The organism is Mediterraneibacter flintii, assembly GCF_055387595.1.
The window spans coordinates 663183-687124 of record NZ_AP031405.1 but is presented as its reverse complement, the minus strand read 5'-3'; the positions used below and the strand labels follow the sequence as shown (position 1 = coordinate 687124).

Genomic DNA, 23942 nt, shown 5'->3' with positions numbered 1-23942 from the left:
GGGCACACCGTAACTCATTCCCTTCGGGAGGACGGGCTTCGCCCGATAAGGTATGTTTTTTCTGTAAGGATTCGGGTGTCAAAAGGTAACTTTTGCAAATGCTTCCGGTAATTTTCACAAAAAGATAACTTGCCAGACGACTTTATGCGCGATGGAGATGAAACTCAAAAATCACGGAAGCCTTTGCTGACGTGATTTTCGTATTAAGAGGTTCAGCGGAATGCTCCGCGCACCGGAGTCTGAAAAGTTACTTTTTGTGAAAATTGACAAGAGAATTTAAATAAGTTACCTTTTGACACCCGAATCCTGTAAGGTAACAATATTATTTTTTACTCTTGACAAATCTGTCATTTAGGTATATATTCATAACAGTGTTTCGAAACAGTGTTATGAATCTTTCCAATCGATATGAAGATACGAAAGATTAGAATGGAGATGAATATGGCAAAGCAAATCGAAGGCGTATATGAAAGGGTGTATGCCTGCGCCAAAAAAGAATTTTTAAAAAATGGTTTCAAAGATGCTTCCCTCCGCGTTATTGCACAGGAAGCAGGTACTAGTACCGGCTCTATTTATACCCGTTTTAAAGATAAAGAGGGATTGTTTCAAGCAATCGTAGAGCCTGTCGTGGAAGAAATGAAGCTTCTTTTTCTTTCTGTCTTAGACCGGTTTGAACAAATCGGAGATGAACAAAAGGAAGATCTGATGCCGGAATATTCTGGCAAAGGAATGAAAGAGGTTCTGGACTTTATGTATGAGCACTTTGAAGAATTCCAGCTTCTCTTAGATGCCTCATATGGCACTCGGTTCCAAAATTTTCTGGATGAGCTGGTCGAAATGGAAGTCGCCTCCACCTACAAATATATGGAGGCAATCGGCTGCGAATCTGTCAAGTCTGGCATGGTGACAGAAGATTTTATCCATATCGTTACTTCAGCTTATTTCACAGGTGTTTTTGAGGTGATCCGCCATAACATGGACAAAGCAGATGCCCTGCGTTATATGAATATGTTATCCAAATATCATATGGCAGGATTTGACACCATATTCTCCCCAGAAAAATATGAACTATATTCTCCCACATAAAAATTTTTGTGTAATTCTTAAGGAAGAACAGCATCAGTAAGGCTGTCTGCCAATCTCAGACAGTCCTTCTTTAAACTATCAAGTTAGTTTTTTCTAACCAAAGGAGGTTTCGCTATGAAAAAGAAGAGTCCCATGCTGCGTCTGTGGGAACTCGCCAAAAAACAGCATGGAAAATTAAAGCTTTCTATTTTATTTGCCTGTGTCGGTGTTATATGCGGTATGTTTCCTTACTTTTCCGCTGCCAATATTATTATTGCACTACTTAGGGACGAGACAGACTTTTTACTTTATCTCATCTGGTGTATCTTCGGGCTTGCCGGATACATACTTCGTTCTGTCCTCTATGCAAAAGCGCTTTCCCTCTCACACAATGCGACTTTTTCAATTTTAAAGGATATACGGGAACGCATACTCAAAAAATTGCCTAAAATGCCTCTCGGCACAATATTAGATACTTCCAGCGGACAGCTAAAGCAGATTATTGTAGATCAGGTGGAAAGTATGGAACGTCCGCTGGCACATCTCCTTCCAGAAATGACTTCCAATATTTTAGCGCCTGTACTGATTTTTATTTATCTTTTGTTGCTGGATTGGAGAATAGCACTGCTCTCTTTAGTTTCTTTGCCTGTGGGCATGTTTTTTATGAGCTTTGCTATGAAGGATTATGCATCAAAATACGAGGGCTCTGTCAAAGCTACACAGCACATGAACTCTGCAATTGTAGAATATGTCCAAGGAATCGAGGTCATTAAGGCTTTCAACCAGGGAGAACATTCCTATGCCCGTTTTGCAGACAGCGTCACAGCAAATGCTTCTTACTTTTACCATTGGATGAAAAGCTGCCAGCTTCCTGTTTCTGTGTCGCGCTCTGTCCTGCCTACTACCCTGATCACTGTTCTGCCTGTCGGCTGGCTTTTATATTTAAACGGCAGCCTTGAGACCAGTACGTTTATCACCTCCGTCATCCTCTCTCTTGGTATTACCGGCCCTCTTCTGGCGGCAATGGATTTCGTTGACAGTCTTGCCAGAGTGGGAACCATTGTAGGTTCTGTGGATTCGATCTTAGAAGGGGAGGAACAGCTTCATGGTATTCATCCTGTGTCAATCGAACACACAGAAATTCGGGTAGAACATGTCTCATTTGGATACCATGAAGGAGAGGAAGTCCTGCATGATGTAAGCCTTACAATTCCCGCGGGAAGCATGGCGGCATTTGTAGGTCCAAGCGGCAGTGGAAAATCTACAATCGCCAAACTAATTGCCGGATTTTGGGATGTAAAAAAGGGACGTATCACTCTAAGCGGACACGATTTAAACGAAATTCCTCTTCCACAGCTCTACAATGCCGTTGCTTTTGTTTCTCAAGACAATTATCTTTTTGATGAAACGGTTCGGGAAAATATCCGAATGGGAAACCCTGCCGCAACAGACATGGAGGTGGAGGCAGCCGCCAAAGCAGCCGGATGTGACGGGTTCATACAGAAATTAGAAAGCGGCTATGACACAAAAGTCGGCGGTGGCGGCGCCCATCTCTCAGGAGGAGAACGCCAGCGAATAGCGATTGCGCGGGCAATGTTAAAGAATGCTCCTGTTGTCATTTTAGACGAGGCAACGGCCTATATAGATCCAGAAAATGAGGCCGTTATCCAGAAAGCAGTCGCAAGACTTGTCAAAGGCAAAACCGTAATTGTAATCGCCCACCGTCTTTCTACAATTACAGATGCGGATCAAATTTTCGTTGTACAAAACGGGCGGATAGAATCTTCTGGAACCCACGAACAATTATGTAAAAACTGCCCTCTGTATTTTTCTATGTGGCAGGCGCACATTGGAGCAAAGGATGGTGAGACAAATGATTGATGCATTAGTAAAAATCTGGACTTTTGCAGGTACAGAACGAAAGGAAATCAATAAGTCGATTATCGTAGGATTTTTTCATGCCGTTTTTCATATGCTGCAGATTGCTGCAATTTATTATATCGTTCTTGCACTGACAGAAAAAAGCCGTTCAAAGGAGGCTGCTGTTCTTTCTCTTTGCCTTTTGCTTGTGAGTATCGCAGGCAGAGCATGTATGAACTATTTTGCACAGCTTGAGCAAACCCACGCCGGTTATTTTATGTCAGCAAATAAAAGGATTTATATCGGTAACAAATTAAAGACAGTTCCTATGGGGTATTTCAACGAAAAGAGCCTGGGGCAGATTACCGGTATCACAACTACCGTACTGGATGATGTAGAAAATACTGCTCCTATGGTACTGGTAAAGATCTTGACCGGATTTATCAACGCAATTGTATTTACTCTGCTTATACTTCTGTTTGACTGGCGTATTGGACTTCTTGTTATAGCAGGAACATTTTTATACCTGATTATTACTTCCAAAATGGAAAAGAAGTCCGCTTCTGTAGCTCCCAAACGACAGGAGTCTGAAGCCCAATTAGTAGAAGCAGTATTAGAGCAAATACAGGGTATGAGTGTTATCAAATCCTTCAATTTAACCGGCAGAGGAGATAAAAGAGTCCGCGAAGCATTGGAGTATAACCGAAAAAGTAACCTGGATATCGAGAAATTATTTACTCCCTATACAGTGGCACAGGGCATTACGCTTCAAGTTTTCAGTGTCCTTTTAATGGTCGCTGGTATCTGGTTCTATCAAGAAGGAAGTATGCAGCCTGCAGATGCTTTAATGACAATCATTATTTCTTTCCTCGTATTCGCACAGATCGAGTCTGCAGGAAGCGGCATGTCAATTCTGCGCGTCGCCAGCAGCTCTATCGATCATGCGAACCAGGTAGACGATATTCCGGAGATGGACAGCAAGGGAAAGTCGATCGTCCCTCCTGATCATACGATTATGTTTGAACATGTAAACTTTTCTTATGATAAAAAAGAAATCCTGCACAATATCTCTATCACAATGCCAGAAAAGACCACCACTGCCATTATCGGGCCCTCCGGTTCCGGAAAGACCACACTTTGCAGTCTCATTGCAAGATTTTGGGATGTAGACGAAGGGGCTGTAAAGATTGGAGGACATGATGTAAAAGAGTATACACTGGAGTCTCTGATGTCCCAGATCAGTATGGTTTTTCAAAATGTCTATCTTTTTGCAGACACAATTGAGAATAATATTAAGTTCGGCGCTCCCACAGCTACCCATGAGGAAGTCGTAATCGCCGCGAAAAAGGCATGCTGCCATGATTTTATAGAGGCTCTTCCCGACGGCTACCAGACTGTCATTGGGGAAGGCGGCGCCTCTTTGTCCGGCGGTGAAAAGCAAAGAATCTCTATTGCCAGAGCAATCCTAAAGGATGCCCCCATTATCATTTTTGATGAAGCAACTGCAAATGTAGATCCAGAAAATGAAGACCGCCTGCAGACAGCTATCGAAGAACTGACACGCAACAAAACAATCCTTATGATTGCTCATAGATTAAAGACTGTCAAAAATGCCGATCAGATTCTTGTCATTGATGACGGCAGAATCGTCCAGAAGGGCACACACAAAGAACTTATAACGCAGGAAGGGCTCTATGCAGATTTCGTAGGAAAACGAAAAGAAGCCGTTGGCTGGAAAATGAAGATATGAATATAACATTTTCTTTTTGTATAACAAGCCCCTTGTACTCACGCAGCACAACAAAGTCATGCCCATAAATAGAAGAAGTGAGCCGTTTCCTCTCAGAATCGGTTCACTTCTTCTATTTCACGCCTTCTCGCTATAATGATGTGCTTCTTCCAACATCATATCTTTTACTTTCATCAAACGAATCTGCGTACTTCTTTCATTTTCGTCCAGCTTCATTGTAATATATTTGATATTCTTCTCTGTTTCTGGAATAATAACATGTTCCAGCGCATTTACCCGCCTTCTTGTCTTTTCAATCTCCGCCGCCATCAGCTGGCATGCTTTCTCGCACTCTGCAAGCCGTATCATATCCGGCAGAATATCAGCCAGAGACTTCACTGCTCCGTCCAGATCACTGGATGTAAAAGCAAATCCATAGGAATAAATATCGTTCTCATCCGCCGTCCTTGTCTGATACGTAAAGGTCGGAATATTTACACTCATTACATTCTTTTCGCCAGGCGAAAGATTTATTTCCTGTTTCGGCGCCATCAACGCTGTATGAAGTGCCGCTTCCGACATACCGGCTTTTGCGATAACGAAATTTTTATTCGCAGACAGGATACCTGCCTCTACCTTTTTGCGGACTTCCATATTCTCCCGAACTAAATCCAGATACTGGCGCATAAGCTCATCCCGTTTATCTTTTAAAAGTTTATGTCCCCGTATTGCAGTTATCCGTTTCTTTTTCAGTCTTGTCAATTCCATACGGGTAGGATTTACCTGTGTTGATGCCAACTTACGCTCACCTCCTTGTATGCTGTATTCTGATACATTTTACTGTTTATCGTAAAACGCATCCAGGAATTTATCGTCGATACGCTTTAATTCTGTGCGCGGAAGCATACGAAGCAGCTCCCAGCCTATGTCTAAGGTCTCTTCAATACTGCGGTCTGCCATGTAACCTTGCGATACATATTTTTCTTCAAACGCATCTGCAAATCTTGCATACATCAGATCGATTTCTGTCAGCGCCGCTTCTCCTAAGATAACCATCAGCTCTTTGGCATCTTTTCCACGCGCGTACGCGGCAAATAACTGGTTCATTGTATTGGAATGATCGGCACGTGTCTTTCCTTCTCCAATTCCCTTGTCTTTTAGACGGGACAGTGACGGAAGTACGTCGATCGGCGGTGCGATTCCCTTTCTGTAAAGGTCGCGGCTTAAGATAATCTGCCCTTCTGTAATATATCCTGTCAAATCAGGGATTGGATGTGTCTTGTCATCCTCCGGCATGGTAAGAATCGGAATCATTGTGATGCTTCCCTTCTTCCCTCTCTGCCGTCCTGCTCTCTCATAGATAGAGGCAAGGTCTGTGTACATATATCCCGGATATCCGCGGCGTCCTGGAACCTCTTTACGTGCTGCGGATACTTCGCGCAGTGCATCTGCATAGTTTGTAATATCTGTCAGAATAACAAGTACATGCATTTCTTTTTCAAAGGCAAGATACTCCGCCGCCGTCAACGCCATTTTGGGCGTCGCGATACGTTCGATCGCCGGATCATTTGCCAGATTTACAAACAGTACCGTCCTGTCAATCGCTCCGGTTTCCTTGAAGCTCTCGATAAAATAATTCGATTCCTCGAAAGTGATTCCCATCGCCGCGAATACAACGGCAAAGTTCTCATCATTTCCCAGTACTTTTGCCTGTCTCGCAATCTGCGCTGCAAGCTGTGCGTGCGGCAGACCAGAGGCAGAGAAAATAGGAAGCTTCTGTCCGCGGACAAGTGTATTTAATCCGTCGATCGCAGAAACACCTGTCTGAATAAACTCCTCCGGATAGCTGCGCGCTGCCGGATTCATTGGCAGTCCATTGATGTCCATACGCGCGTCCGGCAAAATGTCCGGTCCGTCATCAATCGGACGTCCCAGACCGTCAAAGACGCGTCCCAGCATATCCTCCGACACACCCAGTTCCATGCTGCGCCCAAGAAAACGTACTTTACTGTTTGACAAATTGATTCCTGTTGAGCTTTCAAACAGCTGTACCAGTGCGTCACTTCCGTTGATTTCCAATACTTTACAGCGGCGTGTCTCCCCGCTTGCCAGTTCAATCTCTCCCAGCTCATCATATGTGACATTTTCTACGCCCCGCACCAGCATAAGCGGGCCGGCTACTTCCTGTATGGTTCTATACTCTTTTGGCATTTAGCGGTCCTCCTTTACCAGTGCATTCGCAATCTCTACACTTAATTCTTCATCTACTTTTTTATACTCTGTATCCAGAGCATCTTCTGTCACGTATTTAAAACGTCCTATCTGCTCTCTTGCCGGCATCGCGATAAGCTTTTCAAGAGAAGCTCCCTCCGCCAGCGCTTCCACTGCTCTGTCATAGAAGGCAGTTACCAGATTCATCATCATATATTGTTTCTTCAATGAAGTATAGGTATCAATCTCATGGAAAGAATTCTGGTGCAGGAAGTCTTCACGAATAGAGCGCGCTGCTTCCATTTTCAGTCTGTCGCCCGGAGAAAGAGCGTCCATACCAACCATCTTTACAATTTCTTCCAGCTCTGCTTCTTCCTGTAAAAGCGTCATCATCTTTTGCCTGTTCTTCATCCAGCCTTCTGCCACGTTTGCATTGAACCATTTCTCCATGTCATCCAAATACAAAGAATAGCTGTTCAGCCAGTTAATTGCAGGGAAATGTCTCTTATATGCAAGGTTGGAGTCTAATCCCCAGAATACCTTTACAATACGCAGTGTCGCCTGAGAAACCGGCTCCGAAATATCTCCTCCCGGCGGAGAAACAGCCCCGATTACGGAAAGCGCTCCCTCTCTGCCTTCTTTTCCAAGTGAAATGACATGTCCTGCTCTTTCATAAAACTGTGCCAGACGACTTCCCAGATAAGCCGGATAACCCTCCTCACCTGGCATTTCTTCCAGACGTCCGGACATCTCACGAAGAGCTTCCGCCCATCTGGAGGTAGAGTCTGCCATCAGCGCAACAGAATACCCCATATCGCGGAAATACTCCGCGATTGTAATTCCGGTATAAATAGACGCCTCACGAGCCGCAACGGGCATATCTGATGTATTGGCAATCAGAACTGTCCTCTGCATAAGAGACTGTCCTGTTTTTGGATCCTTTAGCTCTGGAAATTCATTCAGAACGTCTGTCATCTCATTTCCGCGCTCTCCGCATCCGATATAGACAACAATGTCTGCCTCCGCCCATTTCGCAAGCTGATGCTGGATGACTGTTTTTCCACTTCCGAATGGGCCCGGAACTGCTGCCACACCGCCTTTTGCGATTGGGAAAAAGGTATCTACCACGCGTTGTCCTGTAATCAATGGCATCTCTGGCGGAAGCTTTTTCTTGTAAGGGCGTCCGCGCCGAACCGGCCATCTCTGCATAAGAGTCAGTTCTTTCTCTCCGTCTTTGGTCTCAACGACAGCCACCGTCTCTTCTACTGTAAATTCTCCGGCTTTGATTTCCTTAATTGTTCCCTCAATACCATAAGGAACCATAATTTTTTGCTGTACAACGATGGTTTCCTGTACGGTGCCGATAACATCGCCAGATTCCACCTTATCTCCTGCCTGTACAACAGGTACAAACTCCCATTTCCGATCTCTTTTCAGTGAGGGAACTTCTACACCTCTTTTTAAACTATTTCCTGAAATCTTCATAATGTCGTCCAGCGGACGCTGGATTCCATCGTAGATACTGGTAATCAGGCCTGGCCCCAGTTCTACGGACATTGGCACCTCCATAGATTCTACAGGTTCTCCCGGCCCTAAGCCAGAAGTCTCCTCATATACCTGAATGGAAGCCTCGTCGCCATGTATCTCTATGATTTCGCCAATCAGTCTCTGATTACTGACACGAACCACGTCAAACATATTCGCGTCGCGCATCCCCTCTGCAATAACAAGAGGCCCTGCGACTTTTTTAATTGTGCCTGTACTCATTGGGCTTTTGCCTCCTTCATTCAATTCTTCCTAGTTTACTCGTTACCGAACAAAATGTCCGATCCGACCGCCTGTTCTACGGTCTTTTTCACTCCTTCCACCCCGGCGCCGGTATTTCCCGACACGCCCGGTATCTGGATGATCGCAGGCATGACCTGCTCTTGATATTTTTCGATTTCTTCTTTCAATCCGGCTGCTGCGGCCTCGGTAATATAGATGATTCCATATTTTCCTGACGCGAGCTGGTTTAACTTTTCCTTTGTCTCTTCGCGGTTCTTAACAGGACATATGCTAAGACCCAGTGTCGCAAAGCCGTAAATACTGTCATAATCGCCGATTACCGCAATCTTATACATACATCTCCCTTATCCTTTCTCGGATTGCATCTTCTGGAAAATCATTTTGTTTTCCTGTCAGTATAATCCGAACTGTCTTTATTTCATTTTCCCTGGCAATCAGATATGCTGCCAAAGGCCCCACAGAAAATGCCTCGTATTTCTGGGATTTCATTGTTTCTATCATACGGTTGTCACACCAGCGCTCAAATGCTGACGGAGATTCCTCTAATGCCAGTGCACCTTCTGCATATGTCGTGCCTGCCAGATAATCCCGTATTGCATCCATACCGCTAAGCGCGGCTTTCATAAGCTGTTCTACACTGATACTGTCGCACGGTGCAAGAGCACGCCGCATAAATTCCGCACTTTTCCCTGTTTTCTGTGCACGCACTGCAATTTTTATATCTGAAATTGCAACTGTAGCATCCGCATACTGCCGAATAATCTTGTCGGAAGCATTCTTTCCTGCCTCATAAATTGCGTCCAACGCCGCTTTGTCTACAATGACATCACATAGCTGTCCGTCCCGCGTATGAAGCAAGGTATCATAGGCCTCCCGCGCCGTCTGTGCCATCTGCCCTGGAAGTCTGTCAAATTCCTTATTCTCTACAATATGGAGCATCTCGCTTCCAGGAATTTTGCAGTCTTCATAAAAGATATTTTCGTTTCTCGCTTCCGTACATACTTCCTTGATCGCTGCTTTTAAATTATGATACAACTTTGGATATGAAAATACGTCAAACACACTCATATCCGGCGCAACATCGGCAATCACTTCCCAGGTCTTTTCCTCCTCCCGCTTCAGCATAGAAACCGCATCCAGCTCTCCGCCTGCGTCTCCCCAGCCTTTTTCACTTAAGAACTGCAGGCACTGCTCGAAAGTCGCACAGGATAAAAGCTGTTCGATGGAAGCTCCGGTAAGCAGTGAGACTTCTAAAGCACGTATGCGCGCAACCGCGTAAGTATATTCCAAATCTTTCAAGACTAATCCTCCTTATCCGCTTTACGCTGTGTCCAAAAACACTGCGCTTAGGTTACGCTTTATGCAAATAATAAGCTATGCACCTTATCAGACAATTCCTCTCTTTTCGCTTCAAATAATGCCTTGATTGTGCAGTTTTCTTCGATCCCGCCATACACCAGAATAAAACCGCCGTCTATCTGCCTCGGCTCTTTGGAAACAGTAAGCGCACCGCCTTTTAAAACGGCAGTCTGACGAATCTTCTGTTCAAATCCTTCCGGCATTCTCTCCAAATCTTCCTTTGAAAAATAAATCTCACCCTCCTGCGCCAGTGTATATTTGTCCAGCAGTTTTTCTACCATCTCAAAATAACTCTGTGCGTCCAGGCTCTGGATTCTTTCATATGCCTTTTGAAGCACTTCCTGGATAACTTCCTGTTTTGCTTTTAACACCGCCTTCTTTCTGTACATATCACAGGAAGAAGCAGCGCGTTCCAGGAAACTTTCCACATCTGCTTTCGATTTTTCCAGAATTTTCTCAGCCTCGGCATTCGCATCTGCCTTGGCCCTATTTCGCATTTCTGCCGCTTGTTCTTCTGCTTTCTTTATTTCTGTTTCCGCTGAGTGGCGCGCCTCATCTAATATCTGGCTTTTCATTTTTTCTAATCCACTCATATTCATGCTCTCCTTTTTTTCGTTCCTTTTTCATCCGTCTTTTTACTGAATCTTAATTCCACTTACTGCAAGGAAAGAAATCAGAAGTGCCAGAATCGCATATGTCTCCACCATTGCAGGAAACAGCATCGCTTTACCGAACTGATCCGGTTTCTTTGCAACAATGCCGATAGAGGCCGCAGCCGTCTTTCCCTGTGCGATTCCAGACAGCAGACCTACAATGCCGATTGGCAGGCATGCCGCCAAAATCAAAAGTCCTGTTTTGACATCGATCTGCGCAATATCTCCACCTAAAATTCCAATATTAGACAATGTGATAAATCCGACTAAAAGCCCGTAAAGTCCCTGTGTACCCGGAAGAAGCTGAATGATCAGCACTTTTGCAAATTTGCTTGGATCCTCTGTGACAACGCCGGCTGCCGCCTGTCCCGCGATTCCAACTCCAATCGCAGAGCCAGCCCCTGCAAACAGCACTGCCACTGCTGCGCCGAGCAGCGCATATACGATTCCTAATTCACTCATAATACTCATGTTAAAGTCTCCTCCTTTATATCTGTATATTTTGTATTTGTTTTAAATGGATTAAACGGCCTGCCCCCGCCTTCGTAGAATTTTCCAAAAAATTCTACAAATTGCAGACGGTTTGTGTGCACATATGCACCGAGTAAATTAATTGCGAGGTTCAATAAATGTCCAACAATAAAAATCACAACAAATCCGATAATTCCAAAAATATTGTTCGGCATCATGCTTCCCATCTGATTGATGACAGATGCGATAACGCCTGTTGCCAACCCCAAAGCAAGCAAACGCGAATAAGAAAGCACGTCACTTAACCACCCTGTGACATTATACAAATCATATGCTCCCAGCGCGATACGGATCCCCGGATTTTTACTGGAACGGCCTGACATCAGAACAATTCCCACAGCTCCTGCTATTGCCAGAACCTTCGCGAGCGTATTCACTACTGCCGGAAATACAATTTGCGTCTGTGCGATAGATGCAAAAATATCACTTGGCAGAAGCATCAAAATCAATCCTACCAAAAGCATAAACCAAAGCACAACGTCACAGAAGAAATCCATAACTTTTCCATCTCGCAGACACATATAGCCTTTGATACCCAAGCCCACAAACAAATGAATCACTCCAAACAGCATGGAGTATACCAAAAGCTTCATCGGATCATTTAACGGTACAAACCATAACGCCGGAACCGTCACAGTATGTCCAAAGAATTTTTCCGATACAATATCCACAATATTCCCGAAATATCCTCCGAAAAGGATTCCCCAGACAAGGGTAGAAATACCGCAGTACATGAATAGTCTTAAAGATTTTTTCATTCCTGCTCCCATACGCGGAAAACGTTTCAATACGATAAAGCATGCAGCCGCTACAATCGCGCCGTATGCCGCGTCTGAAAGCATCATTCCAAAGAAAAATACATAGAAAAATGACATAATCGTCGTCGGATCGATTTCTCCTTTATGCGGCAGGCCATAGGACTCCACAATCCCTTCCACACTTGCAGAAAATGGATTATTCTTTAAAAGAATCGGCATTTCTTCCCCATCCTTTAAGTCTTCTACATCTACCACACAGTCATAATTTACGTTCAGAAGCTGTTCCACCTCCTGCGCGTTTTGCTTCGGCACATAGCCACTTATCACAAACGTCCTTCCGGTCTGTGGAATCTGGCCCAGAACTTCGTACTTTTTGGCACGTACTCTGTAATAATCACTGAGAATTTTCAATTTTTCTCTTATCGTAGCCTCTCCCTTAATTTCCTTCTCTATTTCGGAAATCCGGCCTTTTATTTCTTTTATCTGATTTTCCAGATATACCTTTTCCTTTACTGGCTGGTTTTCCCATACCTGAGATGGCCTTGCAAAGCCTGCGCTCCTAAGCGCTTCCTCCACTTCCCGTACATCCGTTTTCATACAAAGTACAGCGAGATATACTGTATCCGGCTCCGATGCGATTATCTGAACATCTGCCCCTTCTGTCTTAGGAGCTTTTTCTGCCAGAATACGGAAAATCTCTTCCACCCCCGCCGTTCCCGGCATAGTTCCAAGCAGCAGCGCCGTCTTTTTCGTTCCGGTCAGGTTCATAGGAACATCCAGAGCAAGCCATGGCTTTAGGCTTTCCATCTGATTTTCAAGCTTTAGAATATTTGCTTTTAACTCTGCCTTCTCTTTATCCAGAGCATACAGCCTGTTCGCAGTTTTCAAAAGCTCTTCCTTCTGGTCAGTCACCTTCTGATATACTGCCTTTTCTACCAGAGCTTTTCCCTCTAATGCGGACAGCATGGATTTTTTCACAGGTGCATAAGACTCTAAAATATCCAGCGCCTGATCTGCCGCGGCAGCCGCTTTTTCAAAGCTCATTCTCGCATTCATAGTATCCATCTTCTGAAAATCCTTATCTTCGTCTAAAGACAGGCTTATCTCCATGATACCCATACTCTGTAATTTTTCCAGAATCGGCTTACGGTCTTTTTTTAACGCGCAGATACTGATTCGCTGCATCTGCAATACCGACATAATTTTATCCCTCCTTTTCTTCTATGATGAAACTAACTGTGAAATTATGAGACGCATTGCTTCTTCCTGCTTTTTGGATGCCGCCTGCTTTAGCGCCAGCACTTCCTCATCTACACTTTTCTTCGCGTTTTCATGTGCTTTTTCCGCGTCATCCTGTGCTTTTTCAAGCGCGGCCAAAGCTTCGTTTTGCGCGCGTTTGATTTTCTCTTCTCTTAACTGTAAGGCATTCTCCTGGGCTTCTTTAAGTATACTCTGGCTTTTCTGCTTTGCCTCTCTTATCATTTCTTCTGCCTGCCTTTCTGTCTCGCGGATTGCCTGAATGGTCTCTTCCACCATACTCGATTCACCACCTTCCCTGTTCTTTATTTTCATTCGTCAAATAATCTGTAAAAATATCCTCCCTGGGCGTTTACAAAAAATTCCACCTGACACGCCCATATTTCCCGCGTTTATGCGGCAGCACGCATGTAAAATCCCACGTGCCTACACTATTATAAACGAATATAAACGCCCCTTACAGAGCGTTGTAACTATTATACAATAAATAGTCGGAATGTTCAAAACATATTTATAACCACAGCTAATTTTCTTTGATAAGTTTCATACTATTCCATTCATTTTTTTATTATTCTAACAAGTATCCCGCTTTTTCTATATTTTCATTCGACTATTCATATACTTTTTATATTTTCTATTTCTTCTATCATCTTATATCTTTCGCCTTCTGCTCCTGCTAAAACAAAGTGGGCAGGCCCACTTCAACTCTCCTGCCCCTCACTCTTGAGGGGCTTGTCCACTTTGCGCGCCGCCGCTTATATAAAAAGACCATCCCATAACTTTCCATGAAAAGTCGGGATGGTCTTTCTAAATCTTTGTATAAGCCGGCTGGGACAGTTCTTTTTGCTCTGTCCATTCTATCCTGCCGGATCGTTTACCGTTGTTTTCTTCTGATTACCTCCGTTCCGGTCAGCACAATGCCTGCCATCAAAACGAATGTGAGCCACATATACATATTCTCACTATCTCCTGTTGAAGGGATTGCTTTATCGTCTGATTTGCCTTTCTGTACAGAAGAATCATTTGTTGTTTTATTCGCTTCTGTATTCCCTTTTAGCTTCTCAATCACAGTCTCTGCAAGAGTAATCTCTTCATTTCCTGCCGCATCTTTGTAATATCTCCCACAACCATCACAGAAATAATATTCGATGTTACCCTCTTCTAGTTGTGTAGCCGCTTTTTCTTCTACTTTTATAAGATTGATGTGATTTTTCTCATCCAAATCTCCATATCCTGTTCCACAGAACTCACACTCTGCTTTTTTTGCACAGGTTGCCGTACCTCCGTTGTGACTGTCACATACTATATTCCCATTACGGGTAATTGTTCCTTCCACATAAACAATTCCATGATTGGTCAATGTTTTATCTGCCGGAATTGTAAGGGATGTCCCGTCTGGAACTGTAAGGTTCATTCCTGCGGCAATCTCCACATCTGCCGGAATGACTGCATCACCGGTAACCATTCCTGTGTTTCCTGTGAAAATCACACTGTCTGAAACAGCCGTCAATCCATCCTCTACATAGGAAGCTTCTACCCAGGAATCAGACACAGAGACAGAATCGTTTGCCAGAATACTCTCTGTTTCCTGCGGCGCTGTCGCTTTTACAACACTGTCCCCAATTGTGACGCTCCCCTCTGAGTAAACGGCAACATCATTTTCTGAAACAGCGTTTACTTTACTTCCACTTATTTCGACAGAATCGTTTCCCTTGATTGCAGGCCAATACCCTGTTGCTATTATATCTGCCCCGTTACTCAGTGTAACTGTAGCGGGAGAAAAAATAGCAGCGTCTCCTTTTGACTCTGCTTCTACTCTACTTCCAGAAACAGAAACTCCACTTGTTCCATACACTGCCGGATAGCTTCCTTCATTGGTTGCCTTTGCTGTTACAGAAGCATTATCAGTAATCTCAATGGCGCCTCCGGCATAAATCGCATTACTTTCAGCGCCTGCTGAGGCTGCTGACACAGTTCCTCCGGAAATAGAAATATTTCCTTCTGTACCGATACTATACCCGTAGGATGAAGCTTCGACTGTCACTGTACTGCCACTAATACTGATACTGTTTCCTGCATAAATTCCCGCATCACAAGCGCTGGAACTTTCTACGGATGAGTTTGTAATTTCTACTTTGCCCGCGCTGGAAGATATTCCGGCATAAATCCCTGATTCCGCTGTAACCGTTGAAACAACCTTGCTGTTTTCAATGCTGACGCCGTCCCTTCCACTGATACCAATCCCCGCTGAATTAGATACATTTACTTCTGCTCCGTCTGTCACCGAAACTGCTCCGCTTCCGGCAAGGAGCGCGGCATTACTTTTTGCATTAGATGCCGTAACCTTTGCGCCGCTGATGCTGACACCCTTGCTGCCATAAAGGGCGTATGTAGTTCCGTTTACATTCAGGCTACCTTCTCCTGTAATCGTTAAACTGCCATTTGTAAATATTCCCTGATTCGCCGTAATACTGTTTGTCCCGACTAATTCCAACTTCAAATCTCCATTTGGCGCATAAATCGCAGGTATATTTACAGATTTCGTATTTGTCAACGTACAGTTTGTCAGAGTAAGCGTATTACTTCCCGCATCATAAGAGATCGTATCTCCCCATGTACTATCTGACGTAACCTGAATATTGCCATAGCTCGTTCCTGCATATGCTGTCAGCGGCATTAACCCTATCATAAGGCACAGGCTTGCCATAATTATAACTATTTTTTGTTTTACTTTTTGTTTCACCTTTCTTTTACCTCCTGCTCTGTCTTTTCACCGCATACAAAAAGGCGCATCCCGCCCATAATAAAATGGGCAGAATACGCCTTTTAAATTTGAGGAATTTACAGACTGAACATAAAAAGAGGCAAAATTATTGCTTGCTTGCTTGCTTGCTTGCTTGCTTGCTTGCTTGCTTGCTTGCTTGCTTGCTTGCTTGCTAAAATTATGCTTCCACTTCTAATCATCTGTCAATCCCCTTTTCCATAAATTTATACATAATGATTATAACAAAAACATATTATGAATGCAATTCTGAAATCCAGTTTTCAAATATCTTATTTTCGCCGCCCCATAGCCAAGACAACCGCATAAAAAATATCTATTTAGGAAATACTCCTCTGGATGGATATTTTTAAATGTTGTACGCCTTGCGGTGCACAATAAACAATAAATAAAAGCCTCCTTTTGACGCTTTGCCAAAAGGAGGCTTTATGAAGGATAATGATATTCCGGGCTTTGGATTAATTTATTATGCTCACTTCGGAGTGTGAAATATGTTTCCTGTGATAATCAAGTGTTCGGAAATCGCCAACCACTTCTGTTTTTCCGTGTAAAGCACAATGTTCAGAATCTCCGCCTACGTAGATTTCGACAGGGCCTCTTTCAATTCCGAATATATGATCCATATTGTAGTATCCTACAATATCCACCGGAATATGGAATTTAATTTCCGCAGTCTGTCCAGGAACCAGTTCTACCTTTTCAAAAGCAACAAGCTGCCGGATCGGCCTGGATACCGTGCGGTTTTTCAACTGGAAATAAACTTCGCAGACTTCTTTCCCGGTTCGATGTCCTGTATTGGTAACTTTGACAGAAATAGTTACATTCCCGTCGATAGGCGTGGTTTCATCTATTCTTAAATCGGAATATTCAAAGTCTGTGTAGGACAGTCCATATCCAAAAGGCCAGCGCTGCACTTCGTCAAAACCATCTCCTTGGGGGGATCGTTTTCCCGGAATCTGGGCGTAATAAGACTGGGTGTTTTTCAAGGAAAGAGGCATAGTAACCGGCAGTCTTCCGCTTGGATTCACAGCGCCGAATAATATTTCTGATAAGCATGTGCCGCCAAATGCGCTGGGCATCCACATATTGAAGATGGCTTTTGCCTGTAGCGCTTCCTCCGGCAGAACAAGAGGGCGTCCTGCAATTAGTACTAAAATAACATTTTCATTTCTCCGAATCACTTCCTTTAACAATTTCTCCTGATTTTCCGGAAGGCAGAAAGTTCTGGTATTTCCTTCACCACCTAAAGAATCTTCTCCCCATCCGACATTTTCTCCTAAAGCCAGTACGACAATGTCTGCGTTTCCTGCCAGGTTCAACGCATTTTCATAACTCTCGTGAACGGAACTGAAATTTGTTCCTTTCGCGAAGGATGGTTTTCTCCCGGTCTGTCGTTCTATGGCCTGCACGATGGTTTCCCCGTTGTACATTTCGTCGCATATGATGTCTTTTAAGTCTTCATCCACAAGACGTCTCTGCCACTCGTCGGGCATGCCGTTAAACATGTTGCCAAACGTCGCGCCGTAGGAAGCGTCGCCAATGGCGTTTGCATCCGTTACTCCCTGCATTTTTCCTTTTTCCTGTTTTTTTACAATCCCCCACATCATCCGGGCATATGTGGGAAATGTATAACCGCCGAAAAAGTCTTTAAAACTGTCTCCAAACGGCCCGATTACCGCTATGTGATCCGATGTTTTTTCTAATGGCAGGAAATGCTCTTTATTCTGGAGCAGTGTGATGCCTTCGCGGAGGACCGCTTTACAGTCTTCATCATACCTCCCTTTGATTAAGGTTTCTGACACCTTGCTCTCATCGAAGTAAGGAGCCTCGAATAATCCTAAGCGGAACTTTTGCTCCAATATCTCTACGACACGATGGTCGATTTCCGCTTCTGTAATATACCCCTGTTCAACCGCTTCACGCAAATGTGGGAAATACTTCGGCGTAGGGGTGTCTGCGCCTAGTCCAGCTTTCACCGCAAGTGCAGCAGTGTGAGCCACATTATCTCCGACATAATTCAACTCATGAGCCTGGGTGATAGAGTTGCCATCGCAAATAGCACTTCCCTGAAAGCCAAGTTCTTCTTTTAAAAGCCCTGTCAGAAGCTCCTTGCTGACGGAGGCAGGCACGCCGTTCCATAAACCGTATGTACACATGACACCTCTGACGTCAGACTCACGAAACATCGTTTCCCAGGGATAGGCGTGGTCTTCGCGCAGAGTGTGTTCGGGAACCATGATTTCTGCGCTGTACTGCCCTTCTATAACCTGACCGAATCCGACAAAATGTTTCGCAGTACACATCAGCTTCGGATTTTTCTGATACTCTTTTGCCTCAGTGGAAGCCATAACTGCTGTTAGATATGCATCTTCACCGAAGTTCTCGGTAATCCTCCCCCATCTTGCGTCCCTGGACAGATCGACAGTCGGAAAAAGCCCAATATTGACTCCAGCGGCCGCATTCTGTTCTCCGATGGACTTTCCTACGAGCCGTGCCATCTCCGGATTAAATGTTGAAGCTACAACAGTAGGACAGGGGAAAGGAGCCCCATAAGGGGCAACCAGACCATTGATGCATTCGGCCTGAGTCATAAAAGGAATCCCCAGACGGGTTTGTTCCACACAGTATTTTTGGATCGTATTATAGGCTTTTACGATTTTGCGAGGATCGATTGCGGATATGCCGGCAAACTGTGTCAGCCGTCCCAGACCGTGTTTTGCGATCGCTTCGGCTTTCTGCGGGTCTACGGCAAGTTCTGAATCCAGCAGCGCAAATGGCATATAACCACACAACTGTGCGATTTTTTCCTCCAGGTTCATAAGAGCGCATAGATCTTCCGCACGCTCCCTTGGACTTAGATTCTGATCTTTATATTTATTCATCGTTTCTTTCTCCTTTTCTTTCTTCACTAAATTTTTTTCAGATTGACAATGACACGATAAAACGGTCTTCTATTCCCCTTTGTATAAAATAAGCGTCAGTACAAAGGATACGATACATGCGATGCCGGCCATAATACATGCGTTATAGAAATTACCCATTCCGCCGCTGCCAATGGCGCTTAAAACACCTAAAAAAGAGGAAGGCCCGAAATAATAAACCGCAACTTTCATAATACCGCAGAACAACCCTGCCGCAGCACCACCGATCATCGTTGCCGCCATGATCTTTTTGTGGTTAAAAAAGATACCATATATAGCTGGTTCTGATACTCCCCCCAGAAAAGATGAGGTAAAACAAGTGATACCTAATGTTTTATCCTGTTTTGTTTTCGAACGAATAATAAAAGCTGCTGTCGCTCCAAACGTACACCAGTTTTGGATAATGAAGCAGCTTGGTAGAATAATCCGTTCTACCCCCTGCTCCGTGAGGGTTGTGACTCCAGCAAAAAAGATAGGACGTGTAAACCCCATTCCTGTTCCCAAAAGGGAGGTGGCTCCTTCCAGTGTCGTAGCCAAAGGCCCGGCAATATGATTGAGCGTGTCCAGACACCAGGAGAGCGCGATGCCGATCCAGGTGCCGAGAGGACCGATGGCAATTAAAGTAATGGGAAGCAGTACGGCCACAACCAGTGCGGCTTCGAGTATTGATTTTAATGTGTTTGGCAGGTATTTATTAATAATACGCTCGATATATGACTGAATCCATACAGACAAAAAAATCGGGATTACAGAAGCAGAATAATTAACGAGCGTTATGGGTATGCCGAAAAATGTATATCCGGTTCCGGCATCAATAAGCGATACAAATGATGGATATAACATAAACGCAGCAATTGTCAAAGAGATCAGCGTGTTGACTTTAAATCTTTTAGAAGCAGCGTAGGCAATATATACAGGCAGAAAGTAGAGGATAGCCTGCCCGATCCAGTAAAAGTTCGTATAAATATCAGATTCTTCAGAAACAATATTCAAGAGATTGGGCCCGATTATAATAGCGATGGTATTAAATATACCCAGTATAAAGAAGATAGGAACCAGCGGGCCGAAACAGCCGGCGATTGCATTTATAATATTATTACCAATATCCTTTATGCCCATCTTCTTCCGTTCGCCCTCTAAAGCCGGGTTGTCGGGGCGGTCTGCCTCAATATTAAGAATTTCGACTAACTGATGATAAACATCCGTTACCATAGGGCCGATAATAACCTGCAGTTCACCCTCGCTTTTGATGATTCCAAGTACGCCGTCTGTCTTTTCAATCTCATCCATTTTTGCAAGGCCTCTGTCCTTTAAGGTGAATCTGAGGCGAGTCATACAGTGCAGGACGTCTTTAATGTTACTTTTACCGCCGACCAATTCGATCAGCACAGTGCAAAGCTCTTTATAATTCTTCATAATAATCTCCATTCTGCCGTCTTTCAGTTAACGGCACAAAAATAGTAATGAAAGTGGTTCACACCTTCAAGTTTTCGTGCTGCAATAGAACAGTATTCTCCTTCTGCTTGATAGAAATAAAAAACCCCATAAACATAACAATACAGAATAAGTATTGATTACATTTATGAGGTCATGCCCGATTCCGGTTACAGTCCCCGGCTATACATAAGCGATTAATGTGCAACATAAGATATAAACATTCTTCATCTGAGAGTTCTTCGCATGTCTGCTCTGCCAGATATTCTTTGATTTTCAGTGAGCATTCATAGACTTCTGAATATTGCTCTTTCACTTCCTGAAACATCTTTTCATTCTCTGTTTTCAGATATCCTGTGATGCCCCTCTGCAGCAGATATTGAAGATGCATTAGGAAACGGTAGTAGTCAAAGCTGCTTTTATTGATGATAATGCCCATCTGCTGCTCCACAATAAATAGGATCGATTTTATTATTTCGTCATTTTTTGCTTTCTGATCAAAATTCTCCGGTTCGACATTGTTCTTCCCTTCTGCCAGATGCATCGCGATAATCGAAGCTTCTTCAGGCGGCAGATTCGCTCTCAGCGTATAGTTGATATAGTCTAGCGCCCATTCGCCGATTTCATATTCTTTCGGATACTGGTAACGGACTTCGTAAACAACGCCGGCTCCAAACCGGATTCCCCGATCTGTTCTTACGATTGCAAAATGGATATGATCCGCCAAAGTGAAAATTAAATTGCTGTTCAACGCCTGTCCCAGCCTCTTACGCGCTATATCGTAAATAGTTTCTGAAACAGCCATCACCTCTTCCGGGAGCTTTTTGATCAGCTCATAAACCCGGGAATCTGTTGAATAATACGTGCGGCTAATGATATCTAAGTCTGTGGCTTCACAGGGCATTTTCAAAAAGCCGATGCCTTTCCCGTTTACAATAATAATTTCGCCTTTTGAATCTTCCGCAAGAGCAAAATTATTGTTGATTTTTTTAATTAATTTCATACATTAATCAATCCTTATAACCATATCTTTAATATTGACGTGCTTATTAAGATTCAGCTTCGTGTGGGGAGCCTCGGCCGTTCCGAGCAGCACAACCATTGTAGACATATCGATCTGCTTCTCCTTCATAAACGCGGCGTCAAATTCTGCCAGTGGCTCTCCGGCTTTTACAGTATCCCCTTTTTGAACGAATGTCCGAAATCCGTTTCCGTTTAACTTTACCGTCTCCAGGCCAATGTGAATCATAACTTCCGCTTCGTTCTTCATCCTGATGCCAAAGGCGTGCAACGTCGGAAAAATATTCTCTACTGTTCCGTCACAAGGAGAACAAATCATATTAGTCTCCGGAATGACCATAAACCCATCCCCAAGTATCTTCTTAGAAAATGTCGCGTCCGGACATGCGGTGATGTCCAAACAATTCCCCTGTGCCGGGGAATACAGATTCGTGTCGTCCGGTTCAGAACCAACACTTAAAAAACTCAGCTTAAACATAATTTCTGTCGTATACCTCCTGATTCTTGATGATAAGTGGATTATTGGTATTTATGACCGGAACAGTATTTTTATATAAAAAAACAAGCAGATCATAACCAATAAAAACACAAATGTCTTTATCAAGGTCATGCCTCCGCTTGGAGTTACAGTCCTTATATAAATCTTATATCAAAATGTACAACTTTTGTCAAGAAGAAATATCCCTATACTCAGGGTAACCGCATAAAAAATGATTTTTATGATGGAAATGAGGGTGTATTTTTCCGATTTAAAGATAACAGAAATAACTGTGGATTAAGGCATAATCTTGAGGATATCGTCGTTATGAGTATCTATGCAATTTTATGTGGATACACAGATGCGGAAAACATGGCTTTTTTATGAAACTTCAAGAGTCTTATTTTTCTAAGATGCTGGATTTAAAATATGGGGTTTCCTTTGTCGACACTTTATCTTCGTGTGTTTGCGACTATAGAACCCGAAAAGTTTATGCAGATGTTTTATCCTTGGATTCGTGATGTGTTGTCAACCATCCAGAAAAATAAGAAACTGGAGCCACAATGATGAGTTGCCATTGATAAAAGGGCTGTACGTGCGGCGGCAGTATAAGGCGGGAGCATCCTCTATATCATATCCGCATATTGGAGAAATTATGGTCTTTCCATTGGGCAGTTAAAAGTGGGGGAAACCAATGAGATTAAAGAAATCCCAAAATTGCTGAAGGAACTGGGTATTACAGAGTGTGTGTTAACGTTAGATACAATCGGCTACCAAAAACATATTGCAAAGTAGATTGTGGAACAGAACGAGCATTATTGCCTTGCAATGAAAACAAACCAGGCAATTCTGCACGAAAAAATAAAAGACTATTTTTCTTATACTGAAAAAGATGAGCCGGAAAGGCTGATCACTTATCAGACCATCGAAAAAAACATAGACGCATAGAAAAAGGAAGTATGCGATTTTGCCAGAAATAGAGTATCTTACAGGAAAGAAAATTGCAGAAAACGTTTAAAAATATCCATCCAGAGGAACATTCTCCAGATGGATATTTTTTATGAGGTTGTCCTGGCCCCATAGCTTTCATTTATTGTTTGCCAGATAATGGAATGATATTATAGCAATAATAAAAACTGATTTATAATCCAAAGCAGGAACATTTCTGTCTTTGACAGGATAACGATAGGAGATAAGAGTGAAAAATGAACAAAATAGAATTAAAAGAATATATCGCTGAGGCTTACCATACCTATCCTGATTTTCCTTGGGCAAAGTATCCAGATTACATGGTTTTCCGCCATACCCGCAACAAAAAATGGTTTGCGTTATGTATGACTGTGCCTAAAGAAAAGCTGGGCCTGCCTGGTATGGAGTATCTGGAGCTTTTGAATGTAAAATGTGACCCTGTCACGCTTGGTTCTTTTCGGGAAAAGCCAGGCATTTATCCGGCCTATCATATGAATAAGGCGCACTGGATTTCTGTCGCATTAGATGGAACTGTCAGCGCCGAAACAGTAAAACTGCTTCTTGATATAAGTTTTAAATTAACTGTTTGATAAAAGAAAAAAAGAAGCCCTGTTAGGGACTTCTCTTCTTTTACTCCCAGCTTAACCTATGCAGATGGCCTGTAACCTCCAGATCTGCAAATTTCTGCTGTCTAAGCGCCTCATACAAAATAACTGCAACCGAATTTCCGAGGTTCAGCGAACGAATGTCTCCTGCCATTGGAATCCGCACGCAGTTTTCTTTATATTCTACAAGTATTTCCTCCGGAATCCCCGCGCTTTCTTTCCCGAACATGATATAGCAGTCTGGTTCATACCTTACTTCCGTATATACCTTCGGCGCTTTGGTCGTTGCCATATAGATTTTCGCGCCTGGATTTTGCTTTTTAAAATCCTCGAAATCAATATATGTTCTGACGTCCAAATCTTTCCAATAATCCATTCCGGCACGTTTTAATGCCTTCTCATTCAGCTTAAATCCGAATGGCTCTATCAGATGCAGGCGCGTATTTGTCGCTACACAGGTACGTCCAATATTTCCGGTATTTGCCGGTATCTCCGGTTCGAGCAGTACAATGTTTAGCATAT

At 43.5% G+C, this 23942-nt stretch carries 20 protein-coding genes; 4 read left to right on the top strand and 16 right to left on the bottom strand.

Going from position 1 to position 23942, the window contains the following annotated elements; translation table 11 throughout:
- Positions 1-441: 441 nt before the first annotated feature.
- From ACZ5C4_RS03220 to ACZ5C4_RS03210, 3 genes are all read left to right on the top strand, one after another.
- Positions 442-1086 (top strand): TetR/AcrR family transcriptional regulator, encoded by a 645-nt coding sequence (locus ACZ5C4_RS03220; RefSeq protein ID WP_464519770.1) that lies wholly within the window; start codon positions 442-444, stop codon positions 1084-1086.
- Positions 1087-1200: 114 nt separating this feature from the next.
- Positions 1201-2946 carry an ABC transporter ATP-binding protein gene (locus ACZ5C4_RS03215; protein WP_464519769.1) on the top strand — a complete coding sequence of 582 codons (1746 nt, stop codon included), beginning with the start codon at positions 1201-1203 and terminating at the stop codon, positions 2944-2946.
- Entirely contained in the window at positions 2939-4675 is a 1737-nt protein-coding gene (locus tag ACZ5C4_RS03210; protein ID WP_464519768.1) for an ABC transporter ATP-binding protein, read from the top strand. The genes ACZ5C4_RS03215 and ACZ5C4_RS03210 overlap by 8 nt, the downstream gene beginning before the upstream one ends.
- Before the next feature lie 117 nt (positions 4676-4792).
- Here ACZ5C4_RS03210 and ACZ5C4_RS03205 read toward each other — a convergent pair whose 3' ends face one another.
- From ACZ5C4_RS03205 to ACZ5C4_RS03135, 15 genes are all read right to left on the bottom strand, one after another.
- Entirely contained in the window at positions 4793-5452 is a 660-nt protein-coding gene (locus ACZ5C4_RS03205; RefSeq protein ID WP_186876369.1) for a V-type ATP synthase subunit D, read from the bottom strand.
- Positions 5453-5491: 39 nt separating this feature from the next.
- A complete protein-coding gene (locus ACZ5C4_RS03200) occupies positions 5492-6865 on the bottom strand; it encodes a V-type ATP synthase subunit B (protein WP_464519767.1) in 1374 nt (457 codons plus the stop codon).
- Positions 6866-8632 carry a V-type ATP synthase subunit A gene (locus tag ACZ5C4_RS03195; protein WP_464519766.1) on the bottom strand — a complete coding sequence of 589 codons (1767 nt, stop codon included), beginning with the start codon at positions 8630-8632 and terminating at the stop codon, positions 6866-6868.
- 35 nt (positions 8633-8667) lie between these two features.
- On the bottom strand, positions 8668-8988 hold the full coding sequence (locus ACZ5C4_RS03190; protein ID WP_464519765.1) for a V-type ATP synthase subunit F: 321 nt from the start codon (positions 8986-8988) through the stop codon (positions 8668-8670).
- Entirely contained in the window at positions 8981-9952 is a 972-nt protein-coding gene (locus ACZ5C4_RS03185) for a V0D/AC39 family V-type ATPase subunit (RefSeq protein ID WP_464519764.1), read from the bottom strand. The genes ACZ5C4_RS03190 and ACZ5C4_RS03185 overlap by 8 nt, the downstream gene beginning before the upstream one ends.
- Before the next feature lie 59 nt (positions 9953-10011).
- Positions 10012-10605, bottom strand: coding sequence for a V-type ATP synthase subunit E (locus tag ACZ5C4_RS03180; protein WP_464519763.1), 594 nt, complete (start codon positions 10603-10605; stop codon positions 10012-10014).
- 42 nt (positions 10606-10647) lie between these two features.
- The gene (locus tag ACZ5C4_RS03175) at positions 10648-11136 is read right to left on the bottom strand and encodes a V-type ATP synthase subunit K (RefSeq protein WP_186876363.1); all 489 of its coding nucleotides are present in this window, start codon (positions 11134-11136) and stop codon (positions 10648-10650) included.
- Positions 11133-13154, bottom strand: a complete 2022-nt coding sequence (locus tag ACZ5C4_RS03170; protein WP_464519762.1) for a V-type ATP synthase subunit I — start codon at positions 13152-13154, stop codon at positions 11133-11135. Before ACZ5C4_RS03170 ends, ACZ5C4_RS03175 begins: the two co-directional genes overlap by 4 nt.
- Before the next feature lie 21 nt (positions 13155-13175).
- Entirely contained in the window at positions 13176-13490 is a 315-nt protein-coding gene (locus ACZ5C4_RS03165) for a hypothetical protein (RefSeq protein ID WP_464519761.1), read from the bottom strand.
- Between the two features lie 595 nt (positions 13491-14085).
- Positions 14086-15954, bottom strand: a complete 1869-nt coding sequence (locus ACZ5C4_RS03160; RefSeq protein WP_464519760.1) for an autotransporter outer membrane beta-barrel domain-containing protein — start codon at positions 15952-15954, stop codon at positions 14086-14088.
- Positions 15955-16052: 98 nt separating this feature from the next.
- Positions 16053-16175, bottom strand: coding sequence for a hypothetical protein (locus ACZ5C4_RS03155; RefSeq protein ID WP_464519759.1), 123 nt, complete (start codon positions 16173-16175; stop codon positions 16053-16055).
- A 276-nt stretch (positions 16176-16451) separates the two neighbouring features.
- A complete protein-coding gene (locus ACZ5C4_RS03150) occupies positions 16452-18875 on the bottom strand; it encodes a glycoside hydrolase family 3 N-terminal domain-containing protein (RefSeq protein WP_464519758.1) in 2424 nt (807 codons plus the stop codon).
- A 69-nt stretch (positions 18876-18944) separates the two neighbouring features.
- On the bottom strand, positions 18945-20330 hold the full coding sequence (locus tag ACZ5C4_RS03145; protein ID WP_464519757.1) for a PTS transporter subunit EIIC: 1386 nt from the start codon (positions 20328-20330) through the stop codon (positions 18945-18947).
- Positions 20331-20502: 172 nt separating this feature from the next.
- Positions 20503-21351, bottom strand: a complete 849-nt coding sequence (locus ACZ5C4_RS03140; RefSeq protein WP_464519756.1) for a PRD domain-containing protein — start codon at positions 21349-21351, stop codon at positions 20503-20505.
- A 3-nt stretch (positions 21352-21354) separates the two neighbouring features.
- Entirely contained in the window at positions 21355-21846 is a 492-nt protein-coding gene (locus ACZ5C4_RS03135; RefSeq protein ID WP_464519755.1) for a PTS sugar transporter subunit IIA, read from the bottom strand.
- Positions 21847-23051: 1205 nt separating this feature from the next.
- On the opposite strand from ACZ5C4_RS03135, the gene ACZ5C4_RS03130 reads away from it, so the two are divergent.
- Complete coding sequence (locus ACZ5C4_RS03130; protein ID WP_464519754.1) at positions 23052-23405, top strand: MmcQ/YjbR family DNA-binding protein; 354 nt, start codon at positions 23052-23054, stop codon at positions 23403-23405.
- A gap of 40 nt (positions 23406-23445) precedes the next feature.
- On the opposite strand, the gene ACZ5C4_RS03125 is transcribed toward ACZ5C4_RS03130, so the two are convergent.
- Positions 23446-23940, bottom strand: a complete 495-nt coding sequence (locus ACZ5C4_RS03125; RefSeq protein ID WP_464519753.1) for a tRNA (cytidine(34)-2'-O)-methyltransferase — start codon at positions 23938-23940, stop codon at positions 23446-23448.
- Positions 23941-23942: the final 2 nt, after the last annotated feature.

What these genes read in the sequence shown, in the direction of transcription:
- ACZ5C4_RS03220 (WP_464519770.1), top strand. Translation starts at nt 442, where the DNA reads ATGGCAAAGCAAATCGAAGGCGTATATGAAAGGGTGTATGCCTGCGCC.
- ACZ5C4_RS03215 (WP_464519769.1), top strand. Translation starts at nt 1,201, where the DNA reads ATGAAAAAGAAGAGTCCCATGCTGCGTCTGTGGGAACTCGCCAAAAAA.
- ACZ5C4_RS03210 (WP_464519768.1), top strand. Translation starts at nt 2,939, where the DNA reads ATGATTGATGCATTAGTAAAAATCTGGACTTTTGCAGGTACAGAACGA.
- ACZ5C4_RS03200 (WP_464519767.1), bottom strand. Translation starts at nt 6,865, where the DNA reads ATGCCAAAAGAGTATAGAACCATACAGGAAGTAGCCGGCCCGCTTATG.
- ACZ5C4_RS03195 (WP_464519766.1), bottom strand. Translation starts at nt 8,632, where the DNA reads ATGAGTACAGGCACAATTAAAAAAGTCGCAGGGCCTCTTGTTATTGCA.
- ACZ5C4_RS03190 (WP_464519765.1), bottom strand. Translation starts at nt 8,988, where the DNA reads ATGTATAAGATTGCGGTAATCGGCGATTATGACAGTATTTACGGCTTT.
- ACZ5C4_RS03180 (WP_464519763.1), bottom strand. Translation starts at nt 10,605, where the DNA reads ATGAGTGGATTAGAAAAAATGAAAAGCCAGATATTAGATGAGGCGCGC.
- ACZ5C4_RS03175 (WP_186876363.1), bottom strand. Translation starts at nt 11,136, where the DNA reads ATGAGTATTATGAGTGAATTAGGAATCGTATATGCGCTGCTCGGCGCA.
- ACZ5C4_RS03170 (WP_464519762.1), bottom strand. Translation starts at nt 13,154, where the DNA reads ATGTCGGTATTGCAGATGCAGCGAATCAGTATCTGCGCGTTAAAAAAA.
- ACZ5C4_RS03165 (WP_464519761.1), bottom strand. Translation starts at nt 13,490, where the DNA reads ATGGTGGAAGAGACCATTCAGGCAATCCGCGAGACAGAAAGGCAGGCA.
- ACZ5C4_RS03155 (WP_464519759.1), bottom strand. Translation starts at nt 16,175, where the DNA reads ATGATTAGAAGTGGAAGCATAATTTTAGCAAGCAAGCAAGCAAGCAAG.
- ACZ5C4_RS03150 (WP_464519758.1), bottom strand. Translation starts at nt 18,875, where the DNA reads ATGAATAAATATAAAGATCAGAATCTAAGTCCAAGGGAGCGTGCGGAA.
- ACZ5C4_RS03145 (WP_464519757.1), bottom strand. Translation starts at nt 20,330, where the DNA reads ATGAAGAATTATAAAGAGCTTTGCACTGTGCTGATCGAATTGGTCGGC.
- ACZ5C4_RS03140 (WP_464519756.1), bottom strand. Translation starts at nt 21,351, where the DNA reads ATGAAATTAATTAAAAAAATCAACAATAATTTTGCTCTTGCGGAAGAT.
- ACZ5C4_RS03135 (WP_464519755.1), bottom strand. Translation starts at nt 21,846, where the DNA reads ATGTTTAAGCTGAGTTTTTTAAGTGTTGGTTCTGAACCGGACGACACG.
- ACZ5C4_RS03130 (WP_464519754.1), top strand. Translation starts at nt 23,052, where the DNA reads ATGAACAAAATAGAATTAAAAGAATATATCGCTGAGGCTTACCATACC.
- ACZ5C4_RS03125 (WP_464519753.1), bottom strand. Translation starts at nt 23,940, where the DNA reads ATGCTAAACATTGTACTGCTCGAACCGGAGATACCGGCAAATACCGGA.